This is a genomic window from Sphingobium sp. RS1 (assembly GCF_056156825.1).
In genome coordinates this window covers 931,529-958,512 of record NZ_JBLZXE010000002.1, presented here as the reverse complement: position 1 = coordinate 958,512, position 26,984 = coordinate 931,529, and the positions used below count along the sequence as shown (strand labels likewise).

Annotated in this window: 23 protein-coding genes; 13 read left to right on the top strand and 10 right to left on the bottom strand. The window is 63.9% G+C overall.

What is annotated here, in order from left to right; all coding sequences use genetic code 11:
• Nucleotides 1-6: 6 nt before the first annotated feature.
• From nuoL to aac(6'), 8 genes are read left to right on the top strand one after another with little or no spacing between them, the layout of a single operon-like run.
• On the top strand, nt 7-2,079 hold the full coding sequence (gene nuoL / locus ACNHGR_RS06230) for an NADH-quinone oxidoreductase subunit L (protein ID WP_184265089.1): 2,073 nt from the start codon (nt 7-9) through the stop codon (nt 2,077-2,079).
• Nucleotides 2,079-3,626, top strand: a complete 1,548-nt coding sequence (locus ACNHGR_RS06225) for an NADH-quinone oxidoreductase subunit M (protein ID WP_184265087.1) — start codon at nt 2,079-2,081, stop codon at nt 3,624-3,626. Before nuoL ends, ACNHGR_RS06225 begins: the two co-directional genes overlap by 1 nt.
• Nucleotides 3,626-5,062, top strand: coding sequence for an NADH-quinone oxidoreductase subunit NuoN (nuoN, locus tag ACNHGR_RS06220; RefSeq protein WP_475284736.1), 1,437 nt, complete (start codon nt 3,626-3,628; stop codon nt 5,060-5,062). The genes ACNHGR_RS06225 and nuoN overlap by 1 nt, the downstream gene beginning before the upstream one ends.
• A complete protein-coding gene (locus tag ACNHGR_RS06215) occupies nt 5,059-5,766 on the top strand; it encodes a biotin--[acetyl-CoA-carboxylase] ligase (protein WP_475288343.1) in 708 nt (235 codons plus the stop codon). The genes nuoN and ACNHGR_RS06215 overlap by 4 nt, the downstream gene beginning before the upstream one ends.
• 10 nt (nt 5,767-5,776) lie before the next feature.
• Nucleotides 5,777-6,556 carry a type III pantothenate kinase gene (locus tag ACNHGR_RS06210; protein ID WP_184265083.1) on the top strand — a complete coding sequence of 260 codons (780 nt, stop codon included), beginning with the start codon at nt 5,777-5,779 and terminating at the stop codon, nt 6,554-6,556.
• Nucleotides 6,556-8,193: a ribonuclease J gene (locus ACNHGR_RS06205; protein WP_184265081.1), complete on the top strand. Its 1,638-nt coding sequence runs from the start codon at nt 6,556-6,558 to the stop codon at nt 8,191-8,193. Before ACNHGR_RS06210 ends, ACNHGR_RS06205 begins: the two co-directional genes overlap by 1 nt.
• Nucleotides 8,194-8,202: 9 nt before the next feature.
• On the top strand, nt 8,203-8,472 hold the full coding sequence (locus tag ACNHGR_RS06200; protein ID WP_475284734.1) for a DUF1467 family protein: 270 nt from the start codon (nt 8,203-8,205) through the stop codon (nt 8,470-8,472).
• Entirely contained in the window at nt 8,469-8,930 is a 462-nt protein-coding gene (gene aac(6'), locus ACNHGR_RS06195; protein WP_475284732.1) for an aminoglycoside 6'-N-acetyltransferase, read from the top strand. The genes ACNHGR_RS06200 and aac(6') overlap by 4 nt, the downstream gene beginning before the upstream one ends.
• 9 nt (nt 8,931-8,939) lie before the next feature.
• Here aac(6') and ACNHGR_RS06190 read toward each other — a convergent pair whose 3' ends face one another.
• On the bottom strand, nt 8,940-11,612 hold the full coding sequence (locus ACNHGR_RS06190; RefSeq protein ID WP_475284730.1) for a coiled-coil domain-containing protein: 2,673 nt from the start codon (nt 11,610-11,612) through the stop codon (nt 8,940-8,942).
• 79 nt (nt 11,613-11,691) lie between these two features.
• On the opposite strand from ACNHGR_RS06190, the gene ACNHGR_RS06185 reads away from it, so the two are divergent.
• The 4 genes from ACNHGR_RS06185 (at nt 11,692) to ACNHGR_RS06170 (ending at nt 15,765) form a co-directional block, all read left to right on the top strand.
• Nucleotides 11,692-11,994: an Hpt domain-containing protein gene (locus ACNHGR_RS06185; protein ID WP_184265073.1), complete on the top strand. Its 303-nt coding sequence runs from the start codon at nt 11,692-11,694 to the stop codon at nt 11,992-11,994.
• 87 nt (nt 11,995-12,081) lie between these two features.
• Nucleotides 12,082-13,248: a hypothetical protein gene (locus ACNHGR_RS06180; protein ID WP_475284728.1), complete on the top strand. Its 1,167-nt coding sequence runs from the start codon at nt 12,082-12,084 to the stop codon at nt 13,246-13,248.
• Nucleotides 13,249-13,294: 46 nt separating this feature from the next.
• Nucleotides 13,295-14,389 (top strand): DUF2336 domain-containing protein, encoded by a 1,095-nt coding sequence (locus tag ACNHGR_RS06175; protein ID WP_475284727.1) that lies wholly within the window; start codon nt 13,295-13,297, stop codon nt 14,387-14,389.
• Complete coding sequence (locus ACNHGR_RS06170; RefSeq protein WP_475284725.1) at nt 14,386-15,765, top strand: sensor histidine kinase; 1,380 nt, start codon at nt 14,386-14,388, stop codon at nt 15,763-15,765. Before ACNHGR_RS06175 ends, ACNHGR_RS06170 begins: the two co-directional genes overlap by 4 nt.
• Before the next feature lie 77 nt (nt 15,766-15,842).
• Here the strand turns inward: ACNHGR_RS06170 and gltA are convergent, their stop codons facing one another.
• Both gltA and gltX read right to left on the bottom strand, forming a co-directional pair.
• Nucleotides 15,843-17,129 carry a citrate synthase gene (gltA, locus tag ACNHGR_RS06165; RefSeq protein WP_184265068.1) on the bottom strand — a complete coding sequence of 429 codons (1,287 nt, stop codon included), beginning with the start codon at nt 17,127-17,129 and terminating at the stop codon, nt 15,843-15,845.
• Between the two features lie 20 nt (nt 17,130-17,149).
• The gene (gene gltX / locus ACNHGR_RS06160; protein WP_475288342.1) at nt 17,150-18,571 is read right to left on the bottom strand and encodes a glutamate--tRNA ligase; all 1,422 of its coding nucleotides are present in this window, start codon (nt 18,569-18,571) and stop codon (nt 17,150-17,152) included.
• Between the two features lie 48 nt (nt 18,572-18,619).
• On the opposite strand from gltX, the gene ACNHGR_RS06155 reads away from it, so the two are divergent.
• Complete coding sequence (locus ACNHGR_RS06155; RefSeq protein ID WP_475284723.1) at nt 18,620-20,791, top strand: ComEC/Rec2 family competence protein; 2,172 nt, start codon at nt 18,620-18,622, stop codon at nt 20,789-20,791.
• Here the strand turns inward: ACNHGR_RS06155 and lexA are convergent.
• The 7 genes from lexA to ACNHGR_RS06120 all read right to left on the bottom strand — a co-directional run bounded on the left by lexA (nt 20,788) and on the right by ACNHGR_RS06120 (nt 26,966).
• On the bottom strand, nt 20,788-21,468 hold the full coding sequence (gene lexA, locus ACNHGR_RS06150) for a transcriptional repressor LexA (protein WP_475284721.1): 681 nt from the start codon (nt 21,466-21,468) through the stop codon (nt 20,788-20,790). The two genes, ACNHGR_RS06155 and lexA, sit on opposite strands and share 4 nt — an antisense overlap.
• Nucleotides 21,469-21,537: 69 nt before the next feature.
• Entirely contained in the window at nt 21,538-22,716 is a 1,179-nt protein-coding gene (locus tag ACNHGR_RS06145) for a molybdopterin molybdotransferase MoeA (protein WP_475284719.1), read from the bottom strand.
• Nucleotides 22,713-23,186 carry a cyclic pyranopterin monophosphate synthase MoaC gene (moaC, locus tag ACNHGR_RS06140; protein WP_475284717.1) on the bottom strand — a complete coding sequence of 158 codons (474 nt, stop codon included), beginning with the start codon at nt 23,184-23,186 and terminating at the stop codon, nt 22,713-22,715. Before moaC ends, ACNHGR_RS06145 begins: the two co-directional genes overlap by 4 nt.
• Entirely contained in the window at nt 23,183-23,974 is a 792-nt protein-coding gene (gene trpC, locus ACNHGR_RS06135; RefSeq protein ID WP_475284715.1) for an indole-3-glycerol phosphate synthase TrpC, read from the bottom strand. The genes moaC and trpC overlap by 4 nt, the downstream gene beginning before the upstream one ends.
• Nucleotides 23,971-24,963 carry an anthranilate phosphoribosyltransferase gene (gene trpD, locus ACNHGR_RS06130; RefSeq protein WP_475284714.1) on the bottom strand — a complete coding sequence of 331 codons (993 nt, stop codon included), beginning with the start codon at nt 24,961-24,963 and terminating at the stop codon, nt 23,971-23,973. The genes trpC and trpD overlap by 4 nt, the downstream gene beginning before the upstream one ends.
• A 158-nt stretch (nt 24,964-25,121) precedes the next feature.
• The gene (locus ACNHGR_RS06125; protein WP_475284712.1) at nt 25,122-25,712 is read right to left on the bottom strand and encodes an anthranilate synthase component II; all 591 of its coding nucleotides are present in this window, start codon (nt 25,710-25,712) and stop codon (nt 25,122-25,124) included.
• Nucleotides 25,713-26,189: 477 nt separating this feature from the next.
• Nucleotides 26,190-26,966: an NRDE family protein gene (locus ACNHGR_RS06120; RefSeq protein WP_475284711.1), complete on the bottom strand. Its 777-nt coding sequence runs from the start codon at nt 26,964-26,966 to the stop codon at nt 26,190-26,192.
• Nucleotides 26,967-26,984 lie beyond the last annotated feature (18 nt).

Sequence of the window (26,984 nt, the reverse complement as noted above, 5' to 3'; positions counted from 1 at the left end):
GACCCCATGATCCAGTTCATAGTTCTTCTTCCGCTGCTGGCGGCTGCCATCGCGGGCCTTGGTAACAAGGCCCTTGGCAAGCTGCCCGCAAAGATCGTCACCACCGGCGCGCTGTTCGCAGCCTGCGCGATGAGCTGGACGATCTTCATTCCCTTCCTGCTCGGCCATGCCGAAGCGTCGGTGACGCCGCTGTTCACCTGGATCGAAAGCGGCAGCTTCGATGCCCAGTGGGCGCTGCGCGTCGACACGATGACGGCGGTCATGCTGGTGGTCATCACCAGCGTGTCGAGCCTCGTCCACCTCTATAGCTGGGGCTATATGGACGAAGAGCCGGATCAGCCGCGCTTCTTCGCCTATCTGTCGCTCTTCACCTTCGCGATGCTGATGCTCGTGACCGCGAACAATCTGCTGCAGATGTTCTTCGGCTGGGAAGGCGTAGGTCTGGCCTCCTACCTGCTGATCGGTTTCTGGTTCCGTAAGCCCAGTGCCAACGCAGCCGCGATCAAGGCGTTCGTCGTCAACCGCGTCGGCGACCTTGGCTTCATGATGGGTATTTTTGGCACCTATCTGGTGTTCAACACCATCTCGATCCCGGAAATCCTGGCCGCAGCGCCTTCGATGGCCGGTTCGACCATCGGTTTCCTCGGCCATCGTTTCGACACCATGACCGTGCTTTGCCTGCTGCTGTTCGTCGGTGCCATGGGCAAGTCGGCGCAGCTTGGCCTGCACACCTGGTTGCCGGACGCGATGGAAGGCCCGACCCCCGTGTCGGCGCTGATCCACGCGGCCACCATGGTGACCGCTGGCGTTTTCATGGTCTGCCGCCTGTCGCCGATGTTCGAAACGTCGGAAACGGCGCTGACCGTCGTCACCTATGTCGGTGCCGCGACCTGCCTGTTCGCCGCGACCGTTGGCACGGTGCAGACGGACATCAAGCGCGTCATCGCCTATTCGACCTGTTCGCAGCTGGGCTATATGTTCTTCGCGGCCGGCGTCGGCGCTTATGGCGCGGCGATGTTCCACCTGTTCACGCACGCTTTCTTCAAGGCGCTGCTGTTCCTGGGTGCCGGCTCGGTCATTCACGCGATGCACCATGAGCAGGACATGCGCTACTATGGCGGCCTGCGTAAGAGCATCCCGATCACCTTCTGGACGATGACGCTGGGTACGCTCGCCATCACCGGCGTCGGCCTGCCGATCATCGGCGTGGGCTTTGCCGGCTTCTATTCGAAGGATGGCATTCTCGAAGCGGCCTATGCCGCTGGCGGTGCAGGCACCGGCGCGTTCCTGGTGGGCGTGTTTGCGGCCCTGCTGACCAGCTTCTACAGCTGGCGCCTGGTCTTCCTGACCTTCTTCGGCAAGCCGCGCTGGACCCAGTCGGAGCATATCCAGCACGCGCTGCATGACGCCCATGGCCATGACGATCATGCGCACGGTCACGACGATCATGCGGCGCATGCCCATGATGCCCATGGTCATGACGATCATCATGCGCATGATGCCGGCGACGGCACCGGTGGCTATCACCCGCATGAAAGCCCGCTGGTCATGCTGATCCCGCTGCTGGTGCTCAGCCTTGGCGCAGTCTTCGCCGGCTTTGTCTTCCACGACCAGTTCATTGGTCCGGAAGGTGGCATCGAGTTCTGGAAGGGCGCGCTCGCGTTCGACAGCCATCTGATGCACGAAGCCCATCTGGTGCCGACCTGGGTCAAATTCTCGCCGTTCACGGTGATGCTGACCGGTCTGGTCATTGCCTGGCTGGCCTACATCAAGAATACCGACTGGCCGCGCCGTTTCGTCGCGACCTTCGGTGGCCTGTACCAGTTCCTGCTGAACAAGTGGTACTTCGACGAACTGTACAACTTCCTGTTCGTCAAGCCTGCCTTCGCCATCGGCCGCTTCTTCTGGAAGTTCGGTGACGTCGGCTTCATCGACCGCTTCGGCCCCAACGGGCTGGCTGCTCTGGTCGTGCAGGGCAACAAGATCACCCGTCGGCTTCAGTCCGGCTACCTCTACACCTACGCGCTGGTGATGCTCATCGGGCTCGCCGCGGCTGCAACCTGGGCGATGACACGATAATGGACGGCTTCCCCATCCTTTCCCTGATGATGGCAGTGCCGATGGCCGGGGCCATCGCCTGTCTCTTCGCAGGCGCCAATAATGCGCGCTGGATCGCGTTGATCGCGACGCTGGTCGATTTCGTCCTGGGCATCGTCCTGTGGATGAATTTCGACCAGGGCGGGCTGCAATGGCAGTTCCAGGAATATGCGCCGATCTTCGGCCGTTTCGCCTGGGCGCTGGGTATCGACGGTATCGCCCTGATGCTGATCGCGCTGACCGTTTTCCTGATGCCGATCTGCATCGGCGCCAGCTGGAACGCGATCAACAAGCGCGTTGGCGAATATATGGCGGCGTTCCTGTTCATGGAGGTGCTGATGATCGGCGTCTTCACGGCCCAGGATCTCTACCTCTTCTACATCATGTTCGAAGCCGGCCTGATCCCGATGTATCTGATCATCGGCATCTGGGGTGGCGCGGACCGCATCTACGCTTCGTACAAATTCTTCCTCTACACGCTGCTCGGCTCGGTCCTGATGCTGATCGCGATGATGTGGATGGTCCACGAAGCCGGCTCGACCGAAATTCCGGTCCTGATGGCCTATAATTTCGATCCGCATATCCAAACCTGGCTGTTCCTCGCCTTCTTCGCCAGCTTCGCGGTGAAGATGCCAATGTGGCCGGTCCACACCTGGCTGCCCGACGCGCACGTTCAGGCGCCGACCGCCGGTTCGGTCATTCTGGCCGGCGTGCTGCTGAAGATGGGCGGTTACGGCTTCATCCGCTTCTCGCTGCCGATGTTCCCCGAAGCCTCGGCCCAGCTGGCGCCGATGGTCTGGGGCCTGTCGATGGTTGCGGTGGTTTACACCAGCCTCGTTGCGCTCGTGCAGTCGGACATGAAGAAGCTGATCGCCTATTCGTCGGTCGCGCACATGGCGATCGTCACTATCGGCCTGTTCGCCTTCAATCAGGCGGGCATCGAAGGTGCGATGATGGTCATGCTGGGCCACGGCCTTGTTTCGGGTGCGTTGTTCCTGTGCGTCGGCGTCATCTATGACCGCCTGCATACCCGCGAGATTGCCCGTTATGGTGGCCTCAGCATCAACATGCCGAAATATGCGGTGCTGTTCCTGCTGTTTACCATGGCATCGGTGGGTCTGCCGGGTACGTCTAACTTCGTCGGCGAATTCCTGTCGCTGATGGGCATTTATCAGGTGTCGACCTGGGCAGCGCTGATCTGCACCACCGGTATCATCCTTGGTGCGGCCTATATGCTCTATCTCTATCGCCGCATCTGCTACGGCGATCAGGTCAATGCCGATGCCGCCGCCATGCCCGACCTGTCGGGCCGGGAAATTTGGCTGCTCGCACCGATCGCCGCTGCCGTCCTGTGGATGGGCGTCTATCCGGAGAGCTTCCTCGCCCCGATGCGCGCGGACATCCAAGCGCTTGAAGCGCGCCTCGCCCCTGCGGCTCCCGCAGGAGATTCCAAGATCAAGATGGGCGCGCCCAAGCCTGCGGGCGAAGCGCACCATGAAGAAGCATCCGCGCACGGGGAGGCGCACTGATGATTGAAACCGCTTCCCTTCTGGCGGTCGTGCCGGAACTCATCCTGACGGTGGGTGGCCTTGCGCTGATGCTGGTCGCGGCCTTTGGCGGCGACGGCTCGGCCCGCCTCGTCAACTGGTTGTCGGTGATCGTGCTGGCGATCGCAGGCGTTTCGCTCTCCTGCTCGCTGGCCCACGGCCCCGACGCCTTTGACGGCCTGTATCGCGCCGACGCCTTCTCGGCCTTTGCCAAGGCCCTGATCTATGGTGCTGCTGCTGCTGCCATCCTTCTCGCGCCGCGCTTCTTCTCGGTCGGCGGCAATCCGCGGCCCGAATATCCGGTGCTGATCCTGTTTGCCGCCATCGGCATGGGCATGATGGTATCGGCGGGCGACATGTTGACGCTCTATGTCGGCCTGGAAATGAACAGCCTCGCCTCTTACGTGCTGGCCAGCTTCATGCGCCAGGACGTGCGGTCTTCCGAAGCGGGCCTGAAATATTTCGTGCTCGGCTCACTGGCCAGCGGCATCCTGCTTTACGGTATCTCGCTCCTGTATGGCTTCACCGGCAGCACCGCGTTTGACGGCATCGCCGTGGCGCTGGGCGACGGCGTGTCGAAGGGCGAACTGTTCGGTCTGGTGTTCGTGCTGGCAGGGCTCGCGTTCAAGATCAGTGCCGTGCCGTTCCACATGTGGACGCCCGACGTTTATGAAGGCGCGCCGACCCCCGTCACCACCTTCTTCGCCAGCGCGCCCAAGGTTGCGGCCATTGGCCTCACCGTCCGCGTGGCGATCGAGGCGCTGGGTCCGGCAGGGCTGGACTGGCAGCAGGTCGTCATCTTCGTTGCGTTGGCCTCGATCCTGTTCGGCGCGGTCGCAGCCATCGGCCAGACCAACATCAAGCGCCTGATGGCCTATTCGTCGATCAACAATGTCGGCTTCGCGTTGATTGGCCTGGCCGCGGGCACGCCCGCCGGTGCAGCCGCGACGATGAGCTACATGGCGATCTATGTCATCATGACCATCGGCGGCTTCGCCTGCATCCTGCAAATGCGCGACGCGGACGGCAAGCCGGTCGAGACGATTGCCAGCCTCGCCGGCCTGTCGCAGTCGCGCAAGGGGCTCGCCGCGGCGCTCGCCATCTTCATGTTCTCGATGGCTGGTATCCCCCCGCTCTTCGGTTTCTGGGCGAAGTTCCTGGTCTTCGATGCCGCTGTTGCGTCCGGCCTGACGGCTCTGGCGGCCTTCGGTATCGCCATGTCGGTGATCGGCGCTTTCTACTATCTCAAGATCATCAAGACGATGTATTTCGATGAGCCGACCGTCGCCTTCGAGGCGAAGGGTGGCCCGGTCGAGAATATCATCCTGACTGCCTGCGCCGTGGTGATTGTGCTGGGTTATCTGCTCAACCCCGTATTGGATCAGGCGAGCGCCGCCGCTGCGGCGTCGCTCTTCTGACACTCCTTCGCTTCGTCGAGGAAACTGGTTCCACCAACGCCGATATGCTGGCGTTGGTGGAACAGGGCATGCCCGAGGGTAGCTGGCTGCGCGCCGGCCGGCAGACCGGAGGCAAGGGCCGCATGGGCCGCGTCTGGGAAAGCCCCGACGGCAATCTCTATTGCTCGACGCTGGTGCGGCTGCAATCAAGCGATCCGCTGCCGCACACGCTGGCGCTGGTTGCCGGAAATGCGGTTCATGCGCTGGTCGCGCCGCTCTGTTTGGGGCAGGCGCGGATCAAATGGCCCAATGACATATTGGTCGATGGCGCCAAGATCGCCGGCATATTGCTGGAGCGGGCAGGGGACGCGATCGTCGTCGGCATCGGCATCAATGTGACCGGACATCCGGTCGGGCTGGATCGTCCGGTGACTAGCCTGGCGACACAGGGCGCGACCGATGCCACGGCAGACGTGCTTTACGAGCGACTGGCGCAACTTTTCGCGTATTGGCTGTCGATCTGGCGGGCACAGGGACTTGATCCCATCCGCACCCATTGGCTGCTCAATGCCCATCCGACCGGTACAGTGATGCGCGTCATTCAGCCTGATGGCGGTGAAGTGGAAGGGACGTTCGACACGCTCGATCGTCAGGGCATGCTGATCCTGCGCTTGGCGAATGGGCAGAGCCGTGCCATTCACGCGGGCGATATCATTCTCAGCTGAGGGACCGGCCATGCTTCTCGCGATCGACGCGGGCAACACCAATGTCGTTTTCGCGCTGCTCGACCGGCGCGAGATCAAGGCACGCTGGCGCATCGCCACCGATCCCCGGCGCACGGCCGACGAATATGTCGTCTGGCTGAACCAGCTATTGCAACTGGAAGGCTATGCCATCTCAGATGTGGAAGCGGTCATCATCGCCACGGTGGTGCCGCGCGCGCTGCACAATTTGCAGGTTCTGGCCGAAAAATATTTCAATACAACGGCTCTGGTTGCGGGGCAGGCGCCCGTCGACTGGGGGATCGAACTGGATGTGGCCGAGCCCGGATCGGTCGGCGCGGACAGAGTTGTAAATGCGATCGCCGCACACCATCTCTGCCAAGACGATCTGATCGTGATTGATTTTGGTACGGCGACGACCTTCGACGTGGTCGACTATAGCGGTGCGTACAAAGGCGGTATCATTGCACCGGGCATCAACCTTTCGCTGGATGCTCTGGTAGCCGCCGCCGCCAAGCTGCCCAAGATTGCGATCGAACCGCCGGAAAATCGGTCTGTCATCGGGCGCACGACGGTGGATGCCATGCAGATCGGTGTCTTCTGGGGCTATGTGGCGATGATGGAGGGGCTGGTTACGCGCATTCGCGCCGAGATCGGCCGTCCTGCCAAGGTAATTTCGACTGGAGGGCTCGCTGTCCTCTTCAATGACAATAGCGATATTTTCGATGCGATCGCACCGGACCTCACCATCTTGGGGTTGGCGCTGTTGCACGAACGGAGTTTGAAAACATAATGACACCCAAGGATGAACTGATCTTCCTGGCCCTCGGTGGGTCCGGTGAGATCGGCATGAACGTCAATCTATATGGCTGCCAGGGCAAGTGGGTCATGGTCGACCTCGGCCTTACTTTTGCTGATCCCAATTATCCCGGCGTGGAACTGATACTACCCGACCTCAGCTTTATCGAGGATCGGCGCGACGACCTGCTCGGGATCGTGCTGACCCACGGGCATGAGGATCATATTGGCGCGATCCCCTATCTGGCCGCCGATCTTGGCGTGCCGCTCTATGCCACCCCCTTTACCGCCGGCCTGATCCGGCTGAAGCTGGAAGAGGAGGGCCTCAGCAAGGAGGTGAAGCTGCATGTGATCGAGAATGAAGGCAGCTTCAATCTCGGCCCGTTCGGTTTCCGCTATGTGCCGCTGGCCCATTCCATTCCGGAGGGCAATGCGGTGCTGATAGACACGCCCCATGGCCGTATCTTCCATACCGGCGACTGGAAACTGGACGAGCAGCCCTTGCTGGGCCAGCCGTCCACCCCGGCTGAACTGACGGCGATCGGCGATGAAGGCGTGCTGGCGCTAGTGTGCGACAGCACCAATGTCTTCAACGACAAGGCCAGCGGTTCCGAAGGCGACGTGCGCGAAGGGCTGATGCAGGCGATTGCCGGCGCCAAGGGGCGCGTGCTGGTCACCACCTTTGCCTCCAACGCCGCCCGCGTGCAGACGCTGGGTGAGGTTGCTGCCGCCACCGGACGCAAACTGTGCGTCGCCGGGCGCTCGCTCGACCGCATCATCGGGACTGCAAAGGCGGCCGGCTATCTGAAGGACTTCCCGCCGACCGTCGATTGGGACGATGTCATGGACCTGCCGCGCAGCGAGGTGATGATCATCGCCACCGGCGGTCAGGGCGAAGCGCGCGCCGCACTGTCGCGCATCGCGTTCGACAGCCATCCGATCAAGCTGACGGAAGGCGATACCGTCGTCTTCTCGTCCAAGCAGATCCCCGGCAATGAAATCGCTATCGGGCGTATCCAGAATGCGCTGGCTGCCAAGAATATCCTGATGATTACCGATCGTCAGGCCGAAGTGCATGTTTCGGGTCATCCAGGCCGCCCCGAACTGGAGGCCATGTATCGCTGGATACGGCCGGACATCCTGCTGCCCGTCCATGGCGAGCGGCGTCATATGGCCGAGCAGGCGCGACTGGGCATTGCTACGGGCATCCCGCATGCGGTGGTCCAGTCCAATGGTGATCTGCTGCGTCTGGCCCCCGGTGCGCCGGAGATCATCGGCCATCAGGAAACGGGTCGTTTGGTCCTGGACGGCGACGTAATCCTGCCCGCCGACGGCTCTACCATGAACGAACGGCGCAAGCTCGGCCTGCATGGCCAGATCAGCGTTGCCGTGGCAATCGACCGCAAGGGCAAGCTGATCGGCGATCCGGCGCTGCGGACGCAGGGCGTGCCGGTAGAGGAAGACAAGGCGGCGTTCCTGACGGAAGCGGCCGAGGAAGCTGCCGCCGCCATCCCCAAGGGATCGCTGGAGGAGGAAGCGCTGCGCGAACGTCTGCGCCTCGCCGTCCGCCGTACCGCAACGCGCTGGACCGGCAAGAAGCCGATAGTGGACGTTCTGATCGTTCGCGCCTAAACAGGCGCAATGAACTGGTACGCCATTTTCGCCATCTATTTTCTGATGTGGGTCATCAGCGCCTTCATCATGCTCCCCTTCGGCATTCGCACACCCAATGAAACGGGCGAAGTGCTGCTGAAGGGGCAGGCTGACAGCGCCCCCAGCAACTTCCGGCCAGCCGTGGTGATGCTGCGCGCCACCATATTGGCGACGATCCTGTTCGCCCTATATTATGCCAATTATGTCCAGGGTTGGGTGACGCTGGACATGCTGCCCGGCTATCACATCGCGCGATGAAAGCGGTGGCGCAGCGGATCGTTCGCGCCGCTGCCATCCATGCGCAATCCTGGGCACGCATGCGCATCGCGCTATGGCCCGACGCCAGCCTTGATGAGCATCAAGACGAGATTGCCGACATGCTGGCAGCAGGTGAGGCCATGGCGGCTTTTGTTGCACTGGACGATCAAGGCGTCGCCATCGGCTTTGTCGAGGCTGCGCTACGCCATGATTATGTCAATGGCTGTGACACCAGTCCGGTCCTGTTTGTCGAAGGACTCTACGTCATGCCCGACGCCCGGCGGGCAGGGGTTGCTCGGACTCTGATCGACGCGGTGGCTCAATGGGGCCACGCACAGGACTGCACTGAAATGGCATCGGACGCCGACATCGCCAATCTGTCCAGCCATGCCTTCCACCAAGCCGCCGGTTTCGCCGAAACCGAGCGGGTGGTCTATTTCCGCAGGTTGATCGGCTGAACCGCCACCTTATTGCCGCAGCCGCTCGATCGCCTGGGCGAGCGCGACATAGAGCTTGCCCATGTCGGACGAGAGAATGGCCACGCCCAGCGCGTTGCCATCGCGTGCCGACAGGATGATCCGCAGCATCGCTTCGAAATCGTGGATATAACGGTTCACATGATCGCGGAACTCCGCGTCATTATCATAATGAAGCGCGATTTCACGGGATTCGCCGGCATCCAGCAGTTTGACCGCCCGGCGGGTGAAGACGCCGCGGTCGCCCTTCAGATAGGCGGACCAAGCCGAATCGGTCACATCGTTGGACAAGAGTTTAGCGACGTCGATGGCCGTACTGTTGAGCGATTCGATCAGCAAGGCGGACCGCCGTGCGAAATGATCGCGATCGCGGGTTTCGGAGGCACGCTCCGCTTCCTCGATGCGCTGTTCGACGCTGGCACTGGTATCGGCGATCGTCAGCAACTGGCGGGTCAATCGTTCGGATGCCTGATGGGCCGCCTTGACCGCTTCTTCCGCCACCCGCGCGACCTGTTCGATCTGCGCCGTCACCTTTTCGCCGATCACGCCCTGCAATGCCTCGTCGCTGGCCTCCGCCAGTTGCTGCGCCGCGTCGGGGATAGCCCGGCCCAGCGCCTGACGCGCCCGTTCGGCAGCCTGATCGGCCGTGTCCTTGACCCGGAGCAGGGCGGTCACCAGCAGCGGCCCCGCACCTTCGGTGATGCGCGTCGCATCCTGATGCGCGCCGTCCAGCGTGGTGCGCAGCCGTTCCACCAGTTCGCGGTTGGCCTCCAGCCCGCCCTGCGTGCTTTCCAGCCATTCGGTCAGGCGACTGCCCTGACCCCGCAGCATTTCCTCGGCCTCTTCCGTGCGCCCGACCAGCGCTTCCGAAATCGCCTCCAGACGCTCCATTTCCGGGGTCGTGCTGCCAAGCAAGGCGCGGCTCTGTTGCAAGCGCGCGTCGAACCGCTCCAGTGCCTGCGGATAGGTCTCGTCCAGTTCGCGCACACTGGAATCCAGCGCAACCAGCAGCGTCTCCGCGCATCCGATCAGCTTTTCAGCCGTCATGCCGCCAGCCGCCAGTGCGGCGTCGATCCGCTGGGTTTCCAGCGTCATGCGCATCAACGCCCCGGTCAGCCGCTCGCCGCGCGCCAAGGCGCTATCTTCCAACGCGGCAAAACGGTCTTCGGTGGTTGTGATGGTTTCCAGCAGGCTGCCGTGCAGGCTGGTCATCAGGCTGCGCTGGCCTTCGATCACATCGTTGATCTGGTGCAGGCGACTTTCCACATCGCCGATCGTGTCGCTGAGGCCGTTGACCGTCTCGTCGCCGATCGCGGTCAGGCTTTCGCGCGACCGGGCGATCAGCGCATCGAGCGTCGCGGTCTGGTTGTTCAGGCCGCCATCGGTGATGGCCAGGGTTTCCTGCGCACGCTGTAGCGCCGCGTCGAGGCGACGACGCAGGTCTGTCTCCATCGCCTCCATGTCGCGTTCCAGGATGGTCAGCGCATCTTCGCTTGCCTGACCGATGCCCTTTTCAGCAGCGGCGACGAGTGTTTCCAGCGCTTCGGCGCGACGAGTAAGTGCATCGTCCGTGGTCGTCAGCAGGGTTTGTACGGTGCGTTGGACACCTTCGAACCGCGAACGCACGGCGGCTTCGGTGGCGTCAAGCTCTTCGGCCAGAGTGCGGCGCACCTGCTGGCCGCGGTCTGCCATATTGCCTTGGACTGTTTCGATCATGGACGTCAGCGCAGCGGCGTGCGCTTCGATATCTTGCCGGCTATGCTCCATCGCCTGCCGTGCCCCCTGCGCGGTGGCGTCTATCCGGCCCGATGCAATATCGGCCATGCCGGTCACCTCTTCGGAGGCAGAGCGGGTCGATTCCTGCAACTGGGTCAACTGGCTTGCCAGGCTCTTGGTCGCGGCCAAAGTGCGCGCTCGCGCATCGTCGGACAGTTCGCCCAGAGCATGCAGGCGTGCTTCCAGCGTGTCGATCCGCTCGGCAAGCGCATGGCCATTGTCCATCATCTGCGCGGTCATGCGACCGGTGCGATCTTCCAGTTCAAGGATCGATCCGATCAGTTGATCCATGCGCGAAACGAGGGCCATGGCGGCCCGCTCTGCGGTTTCGGCCCTGTCAGCGGTGATCTGGGCACGGCCCGCGATCAGTTCGGCGGACGCCTCCATATTGCTGCTGGCGGCGGCACCATAGCTGTCGAGCAGTTCGGCCTGATCCTGCATCGCCTGTCGGGCGGCTTCCAACTGAGTGCTGATCCGGCCGAGCCGCAGTTCCAGCAGGTCCGCCTCCGTACGCAGCGCGCGCGCTGTGTCGAGGTAGCGACGCGATTCGGTACGGCTGTTGCGGACGAGGACGAGGTAGGCGACGGCCAGCAGGATAAGGGGAATGGCAAGGGTAACGACCGCATTGGCCCAGGCGAACGGACCGGCCGCCAGATCACCGGAGGTCGCGATCGCCCAACCGGCAAAGCCGATCCAGCCGACCGCCAGCACCGAAAGCGCGATGCGTATCCGTTTCACCGTGCCTTCATCGGCACCCTCTGTTGCTTCACTCTCGTCTATGTCGAGAACGGCCTGTTTCAAAAGCAAAATATCGTCCGTCTGCGACTCGTTGCCGGTCGCGGTTTGTTCGTCTCGCCAGAACTCGACGATGGTGCTGCCCCCTGTCATGCCCTCATCCTATCATCTTTTCCGGCTGCGGAAATGCCCTGTTACCAAAACTTAACGCAAGCCCGATAGCGTCTATCCCATGTCCTATGATCCTGGCGCCCTTCATGCCGCTCTGGCAGCCGCCGTCGGCGACGATAGCGCGTTGATCGCCGATCTGCGTGTCGCCTTTCTGGAAAGCGCTGCGCGGCAGGTCGATCTTCTCGGACGGGCGCGCTGCGACGCCAATTGGGAATTGGCCGCGTGGCGATTGAAGGGGCTTGCCGCCAGTTTCGGCCTGACGGCGTTGATGGCACTGGCCGACGAAGCGGCTGCCGCCGCACCGGGCGATCCGCGCGTGCTGAAGCGTTTGCAGGCGGCGTTGCAGGGCCTGGATCAGGCCTGACCGTTTCGGCGCATGGCCCGGCTTGCGCGAAGCGCGTGGCCTTGCGAAAAGGTCGCCGAACAACAATCGGGTCACAAGCGTAACAATATGAGTTTCGCCGCTATTCTCAGCGCCAGCCGTACATCGGGCGATTCGCCGCCGGGTCTGCGCGCAAGCCTCTATTTCGCTGGTCAGACACTGGTGGAATATCAGGCGCGACAAGCGGCGCATGCCGGCGCCGATCGCATCATGATCCTGGTCAGCGTCATCACCCCGGCGCTGTCGCAGGCGGTGGATCGGCTGAGCGCCGACGGAATCGCCGTAGCCCTCGTCCGTGACATGGTGTCGATGGTGCGCGATGCGCCGCGTGACAGCGACATATTGCTGGTTGCGGACGGTGCCATCGTTTCGCAGGGACATTTCGATGCCCTTGGCGCGGCGGACGGCAATATCATGCTGGTGACCGACGATAGCCGGGCGAGCACGCCGTTCGAACGGATCGATGCAGGTCAGCGCTGGGCCGGTCTGGCCCGAATCAGCCCGGACCTGCTGTTCGGCACGCTTGATATGATTGGCGACTGGGATCTGGCGCTCACCCTGATCCGCACCGCCGTGCAAAAAGGCGCGCGACGCATCACCGTGCCGCAGGACGACCTGCTGGAAGGGCGCGTCGCACTGGTGGAAACACAGGCGCAGGCGGATTTGGTGGCTCAATCCGTGACCGCCGTCGGTGCCGCGGATGCGCAGGGGCGCGGCGGCTTCGAACATTATCTGCTGGCACCGATCGCGCGAATCGCTAGCCCGTCTCTGTTGCGGATGCAGGTTCCGGCGATGCAGGTGCGGATCGCCGGGATTGCGCTGGGCGCCGTCGCGCTGGTGCCGATCGAACTGGGCTGGCCGCTGACCGGATTTCTTCTGATGATGGTCGCCTTGTTCCTGTCGGAAATCAGCGACCGGCTTGGGGATCTGGCACTGCGCGCTCCGCTGATGAACTGGCTGGCCTTCTGCGCGCCGGTTTTAGTGCTGGCCGGCATGGTCTTCGCTGGTGGTACGACGATGGCGGCTGATCTGGCCTTGCTGCTCGGTATCATCATGGTGGCTGATCGCTGGGGACGGACCGGGGCGGCACGGCCGTGGATGATCTTCACCCCCGGCACGGCGCTGCTCCTGCTGATCCTGACTGGGGTGGTTGGCATGATGGCGCAGGGCTTCCGTACCGCCATATTGCTGGCAATTGCTTCGCTGGGCGCGATGCTGTTGCGCAAGCCGGAATAAGTGATTTTACCCGGCAGGGTTTAGTGCATTTTAAGGACGTGGGTTTATGCTGATCGGCATGAGCGCCCATTCGTCCCCTACCGGCATGGCCAGCGACCGGCCGATGGCGCGTGCCATGGCGGGCCTGTCGGCCGTTCCCGTTGGCCATGCCATTGATCTGGCTTTTTTCTTTCCGGATGAAGCACAGGCGCGACCGGATGCTCTGATCGTCGAAACCCGGCGCCATCTGGGCGGCTGTATCGCGGCGATCGAAATGGCGCTGCGCCTGTCGCTCGATCATGCATCCGATGTGGCTGCTGCGCTGGATCGCTGGCCCGAACCGCTCGCCTGGCCGATGGTTTGCGCGCAACCGACGCTGCTTGGCCCCGAATTGCTGGCCCATATGCAAATGCGCGCAGGCGTGACCCTGCTCCTCCGACAGTTCGGGCAGGCCGATGTGGAGCAACTGGATGAGGGGCAGGGCGACCTTGTTCCATCCACCGACGACCCTGAATTGGGTGAGGCCATGTCGGCGCTGGCGCTCGCGGAAGGGCGCTGGCTCGCGCTGGCCGGGGAAGACGCACCGATGAAACCGGACCTTCCGGCCGAGCATTTTGCCGATCTGCTCTGGACGGTGGCGGCCTGCCTCAATGTCGTGGTGCAAAGGACCATGGCCGATGGCGGCGAACGGTCGCTGGCCGCGTTCGACCGATCGGGATGGGCGCTGCTGCGCGATCATGATGAAGCGGCCTGCCCGATCGCACAGGCGGATCGGCTGGTACGGCAGATGGGCGATCGTGCCGATGTGCCGGAATTGCTGGGAGCTTTGCTGGGGCAACGCCGTTTCCTGCTGTTCGCCGCCGTTGCGGCGCGGCGCCTGCGGATGGATAGCCGTCAACTGGTCGACATGCTGGTCGTGGGACCGGTGTCGCAACTGGCCGTCCTGTGCCGTGCGCTGGGTGGGTCTGCGGCTGATTATCGCATCTTGCTGCTGGCGCTTCGCCCGGTGAGGCCGATCCTGTCGGACGTGGCGATCGTGGCGGAGGCTGATCGCTATCAGCACGTCACCGAAGCGCAAGCCGATGGGGCGATCAGCGCGTTGCGGGTGTCTTCTGCCTTGCGCGCCAAAATCGATCATCTTCGCGTGGTGGCCGGCCCATGACGCTGCCATCGCACCTGGCCATCGTTCGCGCAGCCTTATCCGCCGATGGCCGCCTGCTGAGCGCGGATGCGCCGTTGCTCGCGCTGCAACAGGAAGCCGGCGCTGATCTCGGAGAAGCCTTCGCGGTCCCGCAACTGGTGGCCATCGTCCGGCTGGCGGCGCGCCTTGGCGTACTGGTATCGCGGCCGGTGGTGGCTGCGGCACAACGTGGCGATATCGATATGTGGGTACGCGCCAGACCCGATGGTCAGGGCGTCAGCCTGTCGATCGTGGACTGGCGTGAAAGGCCGGCCGCGCCGCTGCCACCCGACGATGGACGGCGCGATGCGGATATTGCGGCGCTGGCGGATGGCTGGACCTGGCAGATCGACACGCAGTTGCGGTTCCAGATGGTATTGGCAGGCGCCGGTGATGGCGGCATTCTGCCAGCCAGTCCGCCGCTGCCTGGCGCACGGTTTTCCAGCTATTTTCGGCTCGAAGCGGATAGCGATGGCGACATGGCGATGCTGCGTGGATTTGCCCAGCGTCGAGCTTTCCGCGACCAGCAGGCGATATTGGCGAGTGATGGCAGCAGTCGTTTCCGCCTCTCTGCCTTCCCGATATTCGACCATGCCGGCCAGTTGACGGGATATCGCGGCACGGCTTTCCCGATGGAAAAGGCACAGGCCGCGCCGTTGGTGGAAGATGTGCCTCTAGCCATCTATCCGGCAGAGTTCGGACGTCGGCTCGATCGCTCGCTGCGCCAGCCGCTGGGCCGGATCATCGCCAATGCCGACACGATCAGTGCTCAGTTGGAAGGGCCGCTACGCCCCGATTATGCCGGCTATGCCAATGATATAGCGGCGGCAGGCCGGCATCTGATGGCATTGGTCGACGACCTCGCCGATTTGCAGGCGATCGACCGGGCGGATTTCAGCGTCATCGCCGAAGATGTGGACCTGGCCGATCTGGGCCGTCGTGCGGCCGGCCTGCTGGCGGTCAAGGCGCTCGACCGACATATCACGATCATTGCCCCGACCCCGGATGCAACCTTGCCGGCGATCGGTGAATTTCGCCGTATCCTGCAGATATTGGTCAATTTGATCGGCAACGCCGTTCGCTATTCACCCGAAGGCACCGAGGTGCGCGTCGCGACCGAATGGGAAGGCGGTCAGGCGCGCATCGCGGTGATCGACCAGGGGCCGGGCGTTGCGCCCGCCGACCGGGAGCGCATCTTCGAGAAATTCGAACGACTGGGCCGGGACGATGCGAGCGGCAGCGGCCTTGGCCTTTATATCTCGCGTCGGCTTGCGCGCGCGATGAAGGGCGACATTTGCATTGGTGGCGCGCCGGGCGAAGGCGCGCGCTTCATCCTCTCGCTGCCAGATGGCAACTGAACATCCTGACCCTGTAGAAAAGAAAACGGCGCCCGATCTGGGCGCCGTTTTCTTTTGATTGGGATGATTTGGCGCTCTTAGCGCTTGTCCACCGGCACGTAGTCGCGCTCGGTCGGGCCGGTGTAGAGCTGACGCGGACGGCCGATCTTCTGTGCTGGGTCCGAAATCATTTCGTTCCACTGTGCCACCCAGCCGACGGTGCGGGCGAGGGCGAAGAGCACGGTGAACATTTCGGTCGGGAAGCCGATGGCCGACAGAATCACGCCCGAATAGAAGTCGACATTGGGGTAGAGCTTCTTTTCGACGAAATAGGGATCGTTGAGCGCGATCTGCTCCAGTTCCTTCGCAACGTCGAAGATCGGATCGTTGACGCCCAGCTTCTCCAACACGTCCTTCGCCGTCTTCTGCATCACGGTCGCGCGCGGATCGTAATTCTTGTACACGCGGTGGCCAAAGCCCATCAGGCGGAACGGATCGTCCTTGTTCTTGGCGCGGGCGATATATTCCGGGATGCGGTCGACGGTGCCGATTTCGCGCAGCATGTTCAGCGCGGCTTCGTTCGCGCCGCCATGCGCCGGACCCCAAAGGCAGGCAATGCCGGCCGCGATGCAGGCGAACGGATTGGCGCCCGACGAACCGGCGAGACGCACGGTCGAGGTCGATGCGTTCTGCTCATGGTCGGCATGGAGGATGAAGATCTTGTCCATTGCATCCACGACCACCGGGTCGGGAATATAGTCTTCCGCCGGGACCGAGAATGTCATGCGCAGGAAGTTGGCGGTGTAGGACAGGTCGTTGCGCGGATAGACGAAGGGCTGGCCGACGCTGTACTTGTAAGCCATGGCGGCGATCGTCGGCATCTTGGCGATCAGGCGATGGCTGGCAATGCGGCGCTGTTCCGGATCGTTGATGTCGGTCGAGTCGTGATAGAAGGCCGACAGGGCGCCGACCACGCCGACCATGATGGCCATCGGGTGCGCATCGCGGCGGAAACCGCGGAAGAAGGCGGTCAGCTGCTCATGCACCATGGTGTGACGCGTGATGGTGTTGGTAAAGTCCGCCAGTTCCTTCTTCGACGGCAGTTCGCCGTTCAGCAGCAGGTAGCAGACTTCCATGAAGCTGGATTCTTCGGCCAGCTGGCCGATCGGATAACCGCGGTGGAGGAGGACGCCGGCATCACCGTCGATATACGTCAGGCCTGATTCACAGCTGGCGGTGGAGGTGAAGCCCGGATCATAGGTGAACATGCCGGTATTGGCGTAGAGCTTGCGAACGTCGATGACCTGCGGACCAACGGTACCATCCATGATGGCATAGTCCTTGCTGTCTCCCCCAACGGTCAAATTGGCTGTGTTATCCGACATGTTTTTCTCCTTGTACGTCATCAACCGGCCGTTGCGTGCCCTGCGGCGGCCAGTCGTTCCAAGCTCTCCTCTTTCCCCAGAAGGAAGAGGACATCAAAAATGCCCGGCGAGGTCGTGCGACCGGTGAGCGCCGCACGAAGCGGTTGCGCCACCTTGCCCAGTCCCAGGCCGGCATCCTCTGCCACGCGGCGTATCACGTCTTCGATCGCTTCAACCGTCCAGGACTGGACGGGCTGGAGAGCGTCGGCTGTCTTGTTGAGCAGCGCGCGCGCGGAGTCGTCTAGCAGAGCAGTGGCCTTCTCGTCAAAATCGAGCGGGCAACTTTTGAACAGAAATTCTGCTCCCTCCGCAATTTCATTAAGGTTCTTTGCCCGGGGCTTCAGCGATGCCATCGCCTCGGTCAGAAGCTTCAGATTGGTATCCGATATAGCGATTTCAAGGCGCTGTTCGACCCGCGGCGCAACCAAAGTCGCCAGCCGCGCATCGTCGGCTTCGCGGATATAATGGCCGTTCAGATTTTCCAGCTTCTTGATGTCGAAGCGCGAGGGCGAGCGGCCGACGCCTATGATGTCGAACAGTTCGATCGCCCGGTCGATCGCGATGATTTCCTCGTCGCCATGACCCCAGCCGAGGCGCAGCAGATAGTTGAGCACAGCCTCGGGCAGCATCCCCATCTCGTCGCGATAGGCATCAACGCCCAACGCGCCATGGCGCTTGGACAGTTTCGCGCCATCCGAACCGTGGATCAGCGGGATATGGGCGTAGACCGGCTCTTCCCAGTTCATCGCCTTGATGATGCTGAGCTGACGGAAGGCGTTGTTGAGGTGATCGTCGCCACGAATGACATGGGTCACGCCCATATCATGATCGTCGACCACGACGGCCAGCATATATGTGGGTGTGCCGTCCGAACGGAGCAGGATCATGTCGTCCAGTTCCGCATTCTGCACGACCACGCGGCCCTGCACGGCATCCTCGATCACGGTTTCGCCGTCGCGGGGTGCCTTGATGCGGATGACGAAGGGCGCGCCTTCGGGCGCGTCTTCCGGCGCGCGATCGCGCCAGCGGCCGTCATAGCGCATCGGCTGCTTGGCGGCGCGCTGCTGTTCGCGCAGTTCCGCCAGTTCTTCCGGCGTGGCATAGCAGCGATAGGCATGACCGGCTTCGAGCAACTGGTTGGCGACTTCGGCATGGCGCGGGGTGCGTTCGAACTGGAACACGGCCGGCTCGTCGCCGCCCAGGCCCAGCCATTCCAGACCGTCGAAAATCGCGGCCACGGCTTCCTCGGTGGAGCGGGCGCGATCGGTGTCCTCGACCCGGAGCAGGAACTTGCCGCCATGGTGGCGTGCGAACAGCCAGTTGAACAATGCGGTGCGGGCGCCGCCAATGTGGAGGAACCCCGTTGGGGACGGGGCGAAACGGGTCACCACCGGCTTGTTCATTCCCGTTGCACTTGCCGTCATATTCTTTGACATTCGCCTTGCTGACCCATGGATGCGCCGCCCCCTAGCACGGCTTTTGAGCCACGACAAACCTCCCTTGGTGGGAGGCTGGCGGCGCTGTTTCGAAGTGGGCTGGAAGCGATTGAAAGCTGGCTGGAATGCGAGCGTGAACAGATCGGCCTGTGGGCGCCGATCGGGCTGGGCGCGGGCATTGCTGCATGGTTCCTGTTGCCGCATGCAATGGCCTGGCTGGCCTTTTGTTGCGTGGCGCTGGCGCTGTCTTGCATCGGGGTGTTGCTCCCGGACGGCGGGCGATTGCGAAGAATGCTTGTCGCGGGCGCAATATTGGCTTGCATGGGGTGCCTGCTGGTGTGGGGCAAGGCAGTATTGCTGGGGCAGCCGCCGCTGGCGCGGGCGCGCTTCGTGCAGATGACGGCCGACGTGACGGCGGTGCGACCGGTGCCGGCGCAGGCGATGGTACGGGTCATGCTGCGTCCGGTCGATGCGCCGGATCTGCCAGCTGTGGTGCGGGTCAATATTGCCGATGTGGATGTGCCGGCTGGGTTGGGAGAAGGCGCGCGGCTACGCTTTCGGGTGCGACTCATGCCGCCTGCGCCGCCGAGCGTGCCGGGGGGCTATGATTTTGCCGCGCGCGCCTATTTCCAGGGAATAGGGGCTACCGGCAAGGCGCTGAAACCGGTCGAGGCGCTGGAACCGTCGACAAACGGCCCGCCGTTGAGGACAAGATTGTTCGGCCATATATTGCAGCAGGTCGATGGCCCTGCGGAAGGAATAGCAGCAGCGCTCGCTACCGGAGATCAGGGCGCCATTCCCGAAGCCGATGCAGAGGCGATGCGGCGCAGTGGTCTGGCGCATCTGTTGTCGATCAGCGGGCTGCATGTGACGGCGCTGATCGGCGCCGTCATCTTCCTGATGATGCGGATCATGGCCCTAAGTCAGCGGGCGGCGCTGGGCTGGCCGCTGATGCTGATCGCGGCGGCGGGCGGGGCGCTGGCCGGGATCGGCTATACCTTGCTGACCGGAGCGGAGGTGCCGACGGTGCGGTCCTGCGTCGCGGCACTGCTGGTGCTGGGCGGACTGGCGATGGGGCGGGACGCAGTGACGCTGCGGCTGGTGGCGACAGGCGCGCTGATCGTGCTGCTGCTATGGCCGGAGGCGCTGACGGGGCCGAGTTTCCAGATGAGCTTCGCGGCGGTGACAGCATTGGTGGCACTGGCGGAGCATCCGCGCTTTCGGGCTTTTGCCGCCGCACGGGACGAAACGTGGGCGCGTAAGCTGGCCCGAAATCTGGCGGTGATGCTGGCGACGGGCATCGCTGTCGAATTGACCCTGATGCCGATCGCGCTGTTCCATTTCCACAAGGCCGGCCTGCTGGGCGCCTTCGCCAATCTGATCGCCATTCCGCTCACCACCTTTGTCGTCATGCCGCTGGAGGCGCTGGCGCTGCTGCTGGATGTGGCCGGGCTGGGTGCGCCGGCCTGGTGGCTGACCGAGCAGGCGCTGAACCTGCTGCTGTTGCTGGCTCATGGCGTGTCGGCCAGCCCGATGGCCAGTCTGCTGGCGCCGACCATGGGGGCGGGCCTGTTCGGTATCGCGATGATCGGCCTGCTCTGGAGCCTGCTGTGGCGAACGCGCTGGCGCTGGCTAGGCCTGCCTGCTGTCCTGATGGCTGTGGCAGTGACCTTTGCTGCGTCGCCACCGGATATCTTGGTGACTGGAGACGGTCGCCATGTGGCGGTGCGGACGGAAAAGGGCATGGCGATATTGCGCGATCGAGCAGGCGATTATGTGCGCGACGTGCTGTCGGAAAGTGCCGGCTATGATGGCGAACTGGCGGCGATTGCCGACTTGCCGGCGGCGCGCTGTTCCGTGGATCTCTGCGCTGTCCGGCTAAAAGACGGCAAAGGACGCAACTGGCGACTGCTGTTCACACGCAGCGATGTGTTGATTGGCCGGCAAGATTTTGCCCGGGATTGCGCCACAGCGGATATCGTGGTCAGCGATCGCGGCCTGCCACGCTGGTGCCGCCCGCGCTGGATGAAGATCGACCGCCGGTTGCTGGCGCGGACCGGCGGTCTGTCGATCGGTTTGGAACGGGGCGAAGTTCACACCGTCCATCGGCCCGGCGATGCCCATCCCTGGATCAGTCGCCCAAGGCCCCGGCCAAAAGAGGGGCAGCCGAGAAGGGCGACGCCTTAATTATAGCGACGCAGCAGCCCGGCCAGCTTGCCCTGAATGCGGACCTGCCGGGGGTCATAGATTTGCGGCTCATAGGCGCTATTGGCCGGGTCCAGCCGTACCCGGCTGCCTTCCCGGCGGAAATATTTGAGCGTGGCTTCGGCTTCGTCGATCAGGGCGACGACGATCTGCCCTTCGCGGGCGACATCGGTGCGCTGGATCAGGGCGAAGTCGCCGTCGAGGATACCGGCTTCCATCATCGAATCGCCGGACACTTCCAGCGCATAATGGTCGCCCGCGCCGAGCAGGGCGGCCGGCACGGAGAGCATGGTCTGCCCTTCCATCGCCTCAATCGGGACACCGGCTGCGATCCGGCCGTGCATCGGGATTTCGATCACGTCATTGGCCGCGATCGGCAGGATCGGCGCGGACGTCACCAGCTTGGGCTTGGGCGGAACGATCGGCGTAGGCGCACGGTGCATCGCGTCGGGCAGCTTGAGCACTTCCAGCGCGCGGGCGCGGTTGGGCAGGCGGCGGATGAAGCCGCGCTCTTCCAGCGCATTGATAAGGCGATGGATGCCTGATTTGGAGCGCAGGTCGAGCGCGTCCTTCATTTCCTCGAACGAAGGCGATACGCCGCCCTCGTCCAGTCGGGTCTGAATGAAGCTCAGCAATTCCTGCTGCTTGGGCGTCAACATCGCGGTCCTCCGTGGAACGTATGAGGAACGCATAGGAAACAGATCGGGCTTAGTCAAGCGTCCTGCGTGTCAGAGCGGCACGATCGTGACCCGCGTCCCCGGATCGGCTGGCGGCGATCCAGCCGGGCGCAGGATCAGGCAGTCGGCGCGGGCCATGGCGGCGGTGGCGGCGCTGTCTTGCGAGGTGACGGAGACGATGCCGTCGGGCGCACGCCAGGCTCGCAGATAATCGTCGCGATCGCCGGTTTGCGGCAGGGCTGAGGCCAACTGCGCCTCGGTCGTCAGCGGCAGCGGATCGCGCGCGCCGCTGATGTGGCGGACGAGCGGGAGCAGGAAGAGCGTCGCGGTGACGAAGGCGGAGACGGGATTGCCGGGCAGGCCGAGGAACAGGCTGTCGCTCAGCCGTCCGGCCATTAACGGCTTGCCGGGGCGCATCCGGATCTTCCAGAAATCGAGTGTGCCTCCGGCCTGGATGAAGGCGGGGCGGACGAGATCATGATCGCCCACTGACGCGCCGCCGGTCGAGACGATGATGTCGGCATCCTTGCAGCGCTCCAGCGCGGCGACCATCGCGTCAAGATCGTCCGGCACGATGCCGAGGTCGATGATATCGCATGGAACGGCGGCGAGCAGCGCCGCGAGCATCGGCGCGTTGGAGGACGGCAGCAGGCCCGCCGGCGTCGGCGCGCCCGGCGCGACCAGTTCATTGCCGGTGGAGAGTATGACGATGCGGGGACGATGGGCTACCGGCAGGGCGCCATGTCCGCCCAGCACGGCAAGGGCGATTTGTGCGGGGCCGAGGCGGCTGCCTGCCTCCAGCAGGATCGCGCCCTTCGCAAAGTCTGACGCGGCCGGGCGGACATGGCGGCCGGGCGCCAGCGGATCGGCGCTGGCGGTCAGCCGATCGCCGTCGCGGATTGCATTTTCCTGGATCAGGATAGTGTCGGCGCCCGGCGGCAGGGGCGCGCCGGTGAAGATGCGGCAGGCCTCGCCGGGGGCAAGTGGTGGCTGAATGCCGGTGCCGGCCGCGCTTTCGGCGGTGACCCGCCAGGGACCGGGCATTTCGGTGGCGCGCACGGCATAGCCGTCCATCGCTGACAGGTCCGCCCAGGGCTGGTCGCGTAGCGCGGTCAGATCCTGCGCCAGCCAGCGGCCGACGGCATTAGCAATGGGCACGGTTTCCACCGGCAGCCGGTCGGCGAGCGCGAACAGGCGGGCCTGCGCCTCTGCGACCGGCAGCAAACTCATGGGACGCGGCGCCAGTCGCCGGACTTGCCGCCGGTCTTGGCTTCCAACTGGACGGCGCCGATGACCATCGCCTTGTCCAGCGCCTTGGCCATGTCATAAATGGTGAGCAACGCCACGGAAGCGGCGGTCAGCGCCTCCATCTCCACCCCGGTCTGGCCGGCAGTGCGGGCAGTAGCTGTGACGGTAACGCCGGCTGCATCCAGATCGAAATCGACCGTCACGGCGCTGAGCGCGATCGGGTGGCAGAGCGGGATGATGTCGGCGGTCTTCTTCGCTGCCATGATGCCCGCGACCCGTGCCACCGCGAGTACGTCACCCTTCTTGACCAGCCCATCGGCAATGGCCTTGGCGGCTTCAACGCTCATGTCGATGCGGCCGGAAGCGACGGCTTCGCGCGCCGTCACTGCCTTCGCCCCGACATCGACCATGCGTGCCGCGCCATCCTCGTCCAGATGGGTGAGGCTGCTCATGCCCCGGTCAGCAGGTTGCGGGTGGCGGCCTCCACATCGGCCTGCCGCATCAGCGTTTCGCCGACCAGGAAGCAGCGCACGCCATGATCGGCCATGGCGGTGAGGTCGGCATGGCTGCCAAGGCCGCTTTCGGCGACGAAGGTGCAGCCTTCGGGCGCCTTGCCCACCAATTCATAAGTGCGGGCGAAATCGACCGAAAAGTCACGCAGGTCGCGATTATTGACGCCGATCAAGCGCGAGCGAAGGTTCAGTGCGCGTTCCAGTTCGGCTTCGTCATGCACCTCGATCAGGGCATCCATGCCAAGACCGAGCGCGGCGTCCTCGATTTCCTGCATCTGGCCATCGTCCAGCGCCGCGACGATGATGAGGATCGCGTCGGCGCCGAGCGAACGGCTTTCCAGCACCTGCCAAGGATCGACCAGGAAATCCTTGCGCAGCACCGGCAGCGCGCAGGCGGAACGGGCGGCCATCAGATAATCGTCATGACCCTGAAAATAAGGTTCGTCGGTGAGGACCGAGAGGCAGGCCGCGCCGCCGGCAGCATAGGACTGGGCATGGGCGGGCGGATCGAAATCGGCGCGGATCAGGCCCTTGGAGGGGCTGGCCTTCTTCACTTCCGCGATCAGGCCGAAGCCGGAGCGGGCAGCATCGTCCAGCGCCTTGCGGAAGCCGCGCGGCGGCGTCTGCTCGCTGGCGCGGGCGTGGAGTGCGGCAATGCTGGTCGCGGCCTTGCGGCGGACGACATCCTCACGTTTGAAGTCGCAGATTTCGATCAGCTTGTTCGTCATTTGTAGGCAATCCAGCAATTGAGCAGAGCGTTGGCAAGGCCGCGGTCGATGGTTTCGGCGGCTTCCTCCACGCCTTCGCGAAGGTTGGATACGGCGTCGGCCACGACAAGGGCGGCAGCGGCGTTGAGCAGCACGGCGTCACGGTAAGGGCCGACCTCGCCCTGAAGCAGGGCGCGCAGGGCGGCGGCATTATGGGCGGCGTCCCCGCCTCGGATCGCCTCGACCGGATGGGTGGAGAGGCCGAGTTCCGCGGCGGTCAGGCGGTGCATGGCGACAAGGTTATGGCCCTTCACTTCCGCCATGTCATTGCCACCGGCGAGCGAGAGTTCGTCCAGCCCTTCATCGCCGGAAATAATCATCGCCCGGTCGACGCCCAGTTCGGCCAGCGCCTCGGCATAGATGGGGACATAGGCGGGGCGGGCGATGCCGACCAACTGGCGGCGGACGCCGGCCGGATTGGCGAGCGGTCCCATCAGGTTGAAGATGGTGCGTTCGCCGATCGCCTTGCGGATCGGGCCGAGTCGCTTGAGCGCAGGGTGGTAATTTTGCGCGAAGAGGAAACAGATGCCGAGATCGGCGAGGGTGGCCTCTGCGGTCGCGGCGGCCTTGTCGAGGTTGAGACCGAGGGCTTCGAGCGTATCGGCGGCGCCCGCCTTGGACGAGGCGGCGCGGTTGCCGTGCTTCGCTACGGGCACGCCGGCGGCGGCGACGACGAGGGATACGGCAGTCGAGACGTTGAGCGTATGATGGCCATCGCCCCCGGTGCCGCAAACGTCGATCGCGCCGGCAGGGGCGCTGACCGATATCATCCGGGCCCGCATGGCGCGGGCGGCGGCGGCGATTTCGGTGGCCGTCTCGCCGCGCCGGGCCATGGTGACGAGGAAATCGGCGATGGCGTCGTCGCTGAGATCGGCGTCGAACAGCAGGTCGAAGGCCATGGCAGCGGCATCGGCCGACAGCGGCGTGGAAGGATCGGGCAGGCTGGTCATCGCCATCGGCCTTAGTCGGCGCGGGGGCGATGAGTCGAGGGGGCGTTATGCGTTAACTTCGCACTTTTCCCGCTGATTCCGTAATTAGATTTCCTATTGCGGACATATTCGCAAAGCGGCCGGGCCATCATAGCCCGATCATGCCCAATAGGACAGGATCAGGCCGCTTCGCGCTCCCGCACCGGCAGGCCGGCAATGCGGAGGAAATTGGCCAGCATGTCATGGCCATGTTCGGTTGCGATGCTTTCCGGGTGGAACTGCACCGAATGGATCGGCAGGCTCGCGTGGCGGAAGCCCATGACCGAGCCGTCGGCGCTGGTGGCGTTGACCACCAGATCGGCCGGAATATCCTCCACGATCAGTGAGTGATAGCGGGTCGCGGTGAAGGGCGAGGGCAGCCCTGCGAACAGGCCGGTGCCGTCATGGGTGACGGGCGAAGTCTTGCCGTGCATCAGGCCGCCACGCACCACCTTGCCACCGAAATGCTGGCCGATCGACTGATGGCCGAGGCATACGCCCAGCAGCGGTGCGCCGGCATCGGCACAGGCCGCGACCAGATCCAGGCTGACGCCCGCTTCATTGGGGGTGCAGGGACCGGGCGAGAGCAGGAATGCCTTCGCGCCGCTGGACAGGGCCTGGCCCGCCGAAATGGCGTCGTTGCGGACGACCTCTACCTCAGCGCCCAACTCCATCAGATAATGGACCAGGTTCCAGGTGAAGCTGTCATAATTGTCGATGACGAGGATCATGGCGCAGAGCCTTAGCGCGGGATGGGCGCGGGGGGAAGTGGGGAGAGCATTCTGCTAGCGGAGCGGCATCCCGCGTAACTATGTGGCAGAGCTAAGGACAAGGCCTTCATCGAAAGGTACAATCTCCTTCCTAGGCGAAGTCAGTAGTCCGCCGCAGATGTAGCCCTGCCGTTCAGCTGTTTTTGGGCCTTGTTGCCAAAAGCCTACACTGATGAAAGTGAAGCCACAGCGTGAGTTAAACCCAAGATGCAAGCCGATGGAATATTCAGACGGCCCATCTGCTTTGAGTAAAGCCTCAGCAGCAGAAAGCCGAATATGGTTGCAGTACCCATATAGCGCGAGGGCGGTAGCAATCAGCAGCGCCGCTTTTGCTATCGTTGCTAATTTCGGTCTGACGGGGGACATGAGCGAACTATGAAAGAAGCGCCACGCCGGATCAAGCCTGTCCTGAGCCTGTCGAAGGGGTCGGGGTGACGGTTAAGAGCCTGTGCTACCCCGTGGCCAGTCGAACGCTATTGCCATTTCCCCACTGTCCCGGCCTTCCGCGTCGAACCGTCGTTCCATCATCGTGCCGCGCCCGTCATGGTCGATCACGACGATGCTGCTGCATCGGGTGCCGTAGACGGGGTTGCGGATGAAGATGGGGGAGGTTGCGGCTTCGTCCGGGGCGTCGGAGGGGATGGCGGGGGCGATGCCGGCGTCGGGCAGGCTTTCAAGGCGCAGCGCGTCGAACAGGCGGGAGGGTTCCTGCGCGCTGTCGGTCAGCCAGTTCAGCAGCGCGGCCTTGAGCGCCAGCGTCTTGGGCCATGGCGCGTCGAGCGTGCCGTTGGACAGCCCGTAGAGGCCGGGCGTCAGCCCCGTGCGCAGCGGTTGCGGCCGGTTGGTGAGGAAATGCGCGCGGTCCTGCTCGATCAGGATGAGGTTGAAGGGGTTGAAATCCTCCAGCCGCGCCTGCGCCACATCGCCATAGGCGCCGTCGCTCGCCAGCAGGTCCGTCACCAGCGCGCCGCGAGAGGCGCGGTCGGGCTGCGGGCCGCCATGGCCGCGCAAATTGGTCACGATTGCGGCGCGACCGGCCTGCGACACGCCGAGCCAGGTGCCGCCCGATTGCAGGTCGCGCCCCGCGATCAGGCCGGGGCGTTCATCCCAGCGGGCGAGCGGGGCGGCGGGACGCGCATGATATTCGTCGCGATTGCCGATCAGGATGAGGCGCCAGCGCGGGTGCGCGGCAAGGGCCATGGCCATGATGCACATGGCCCGATCTATCGCGCC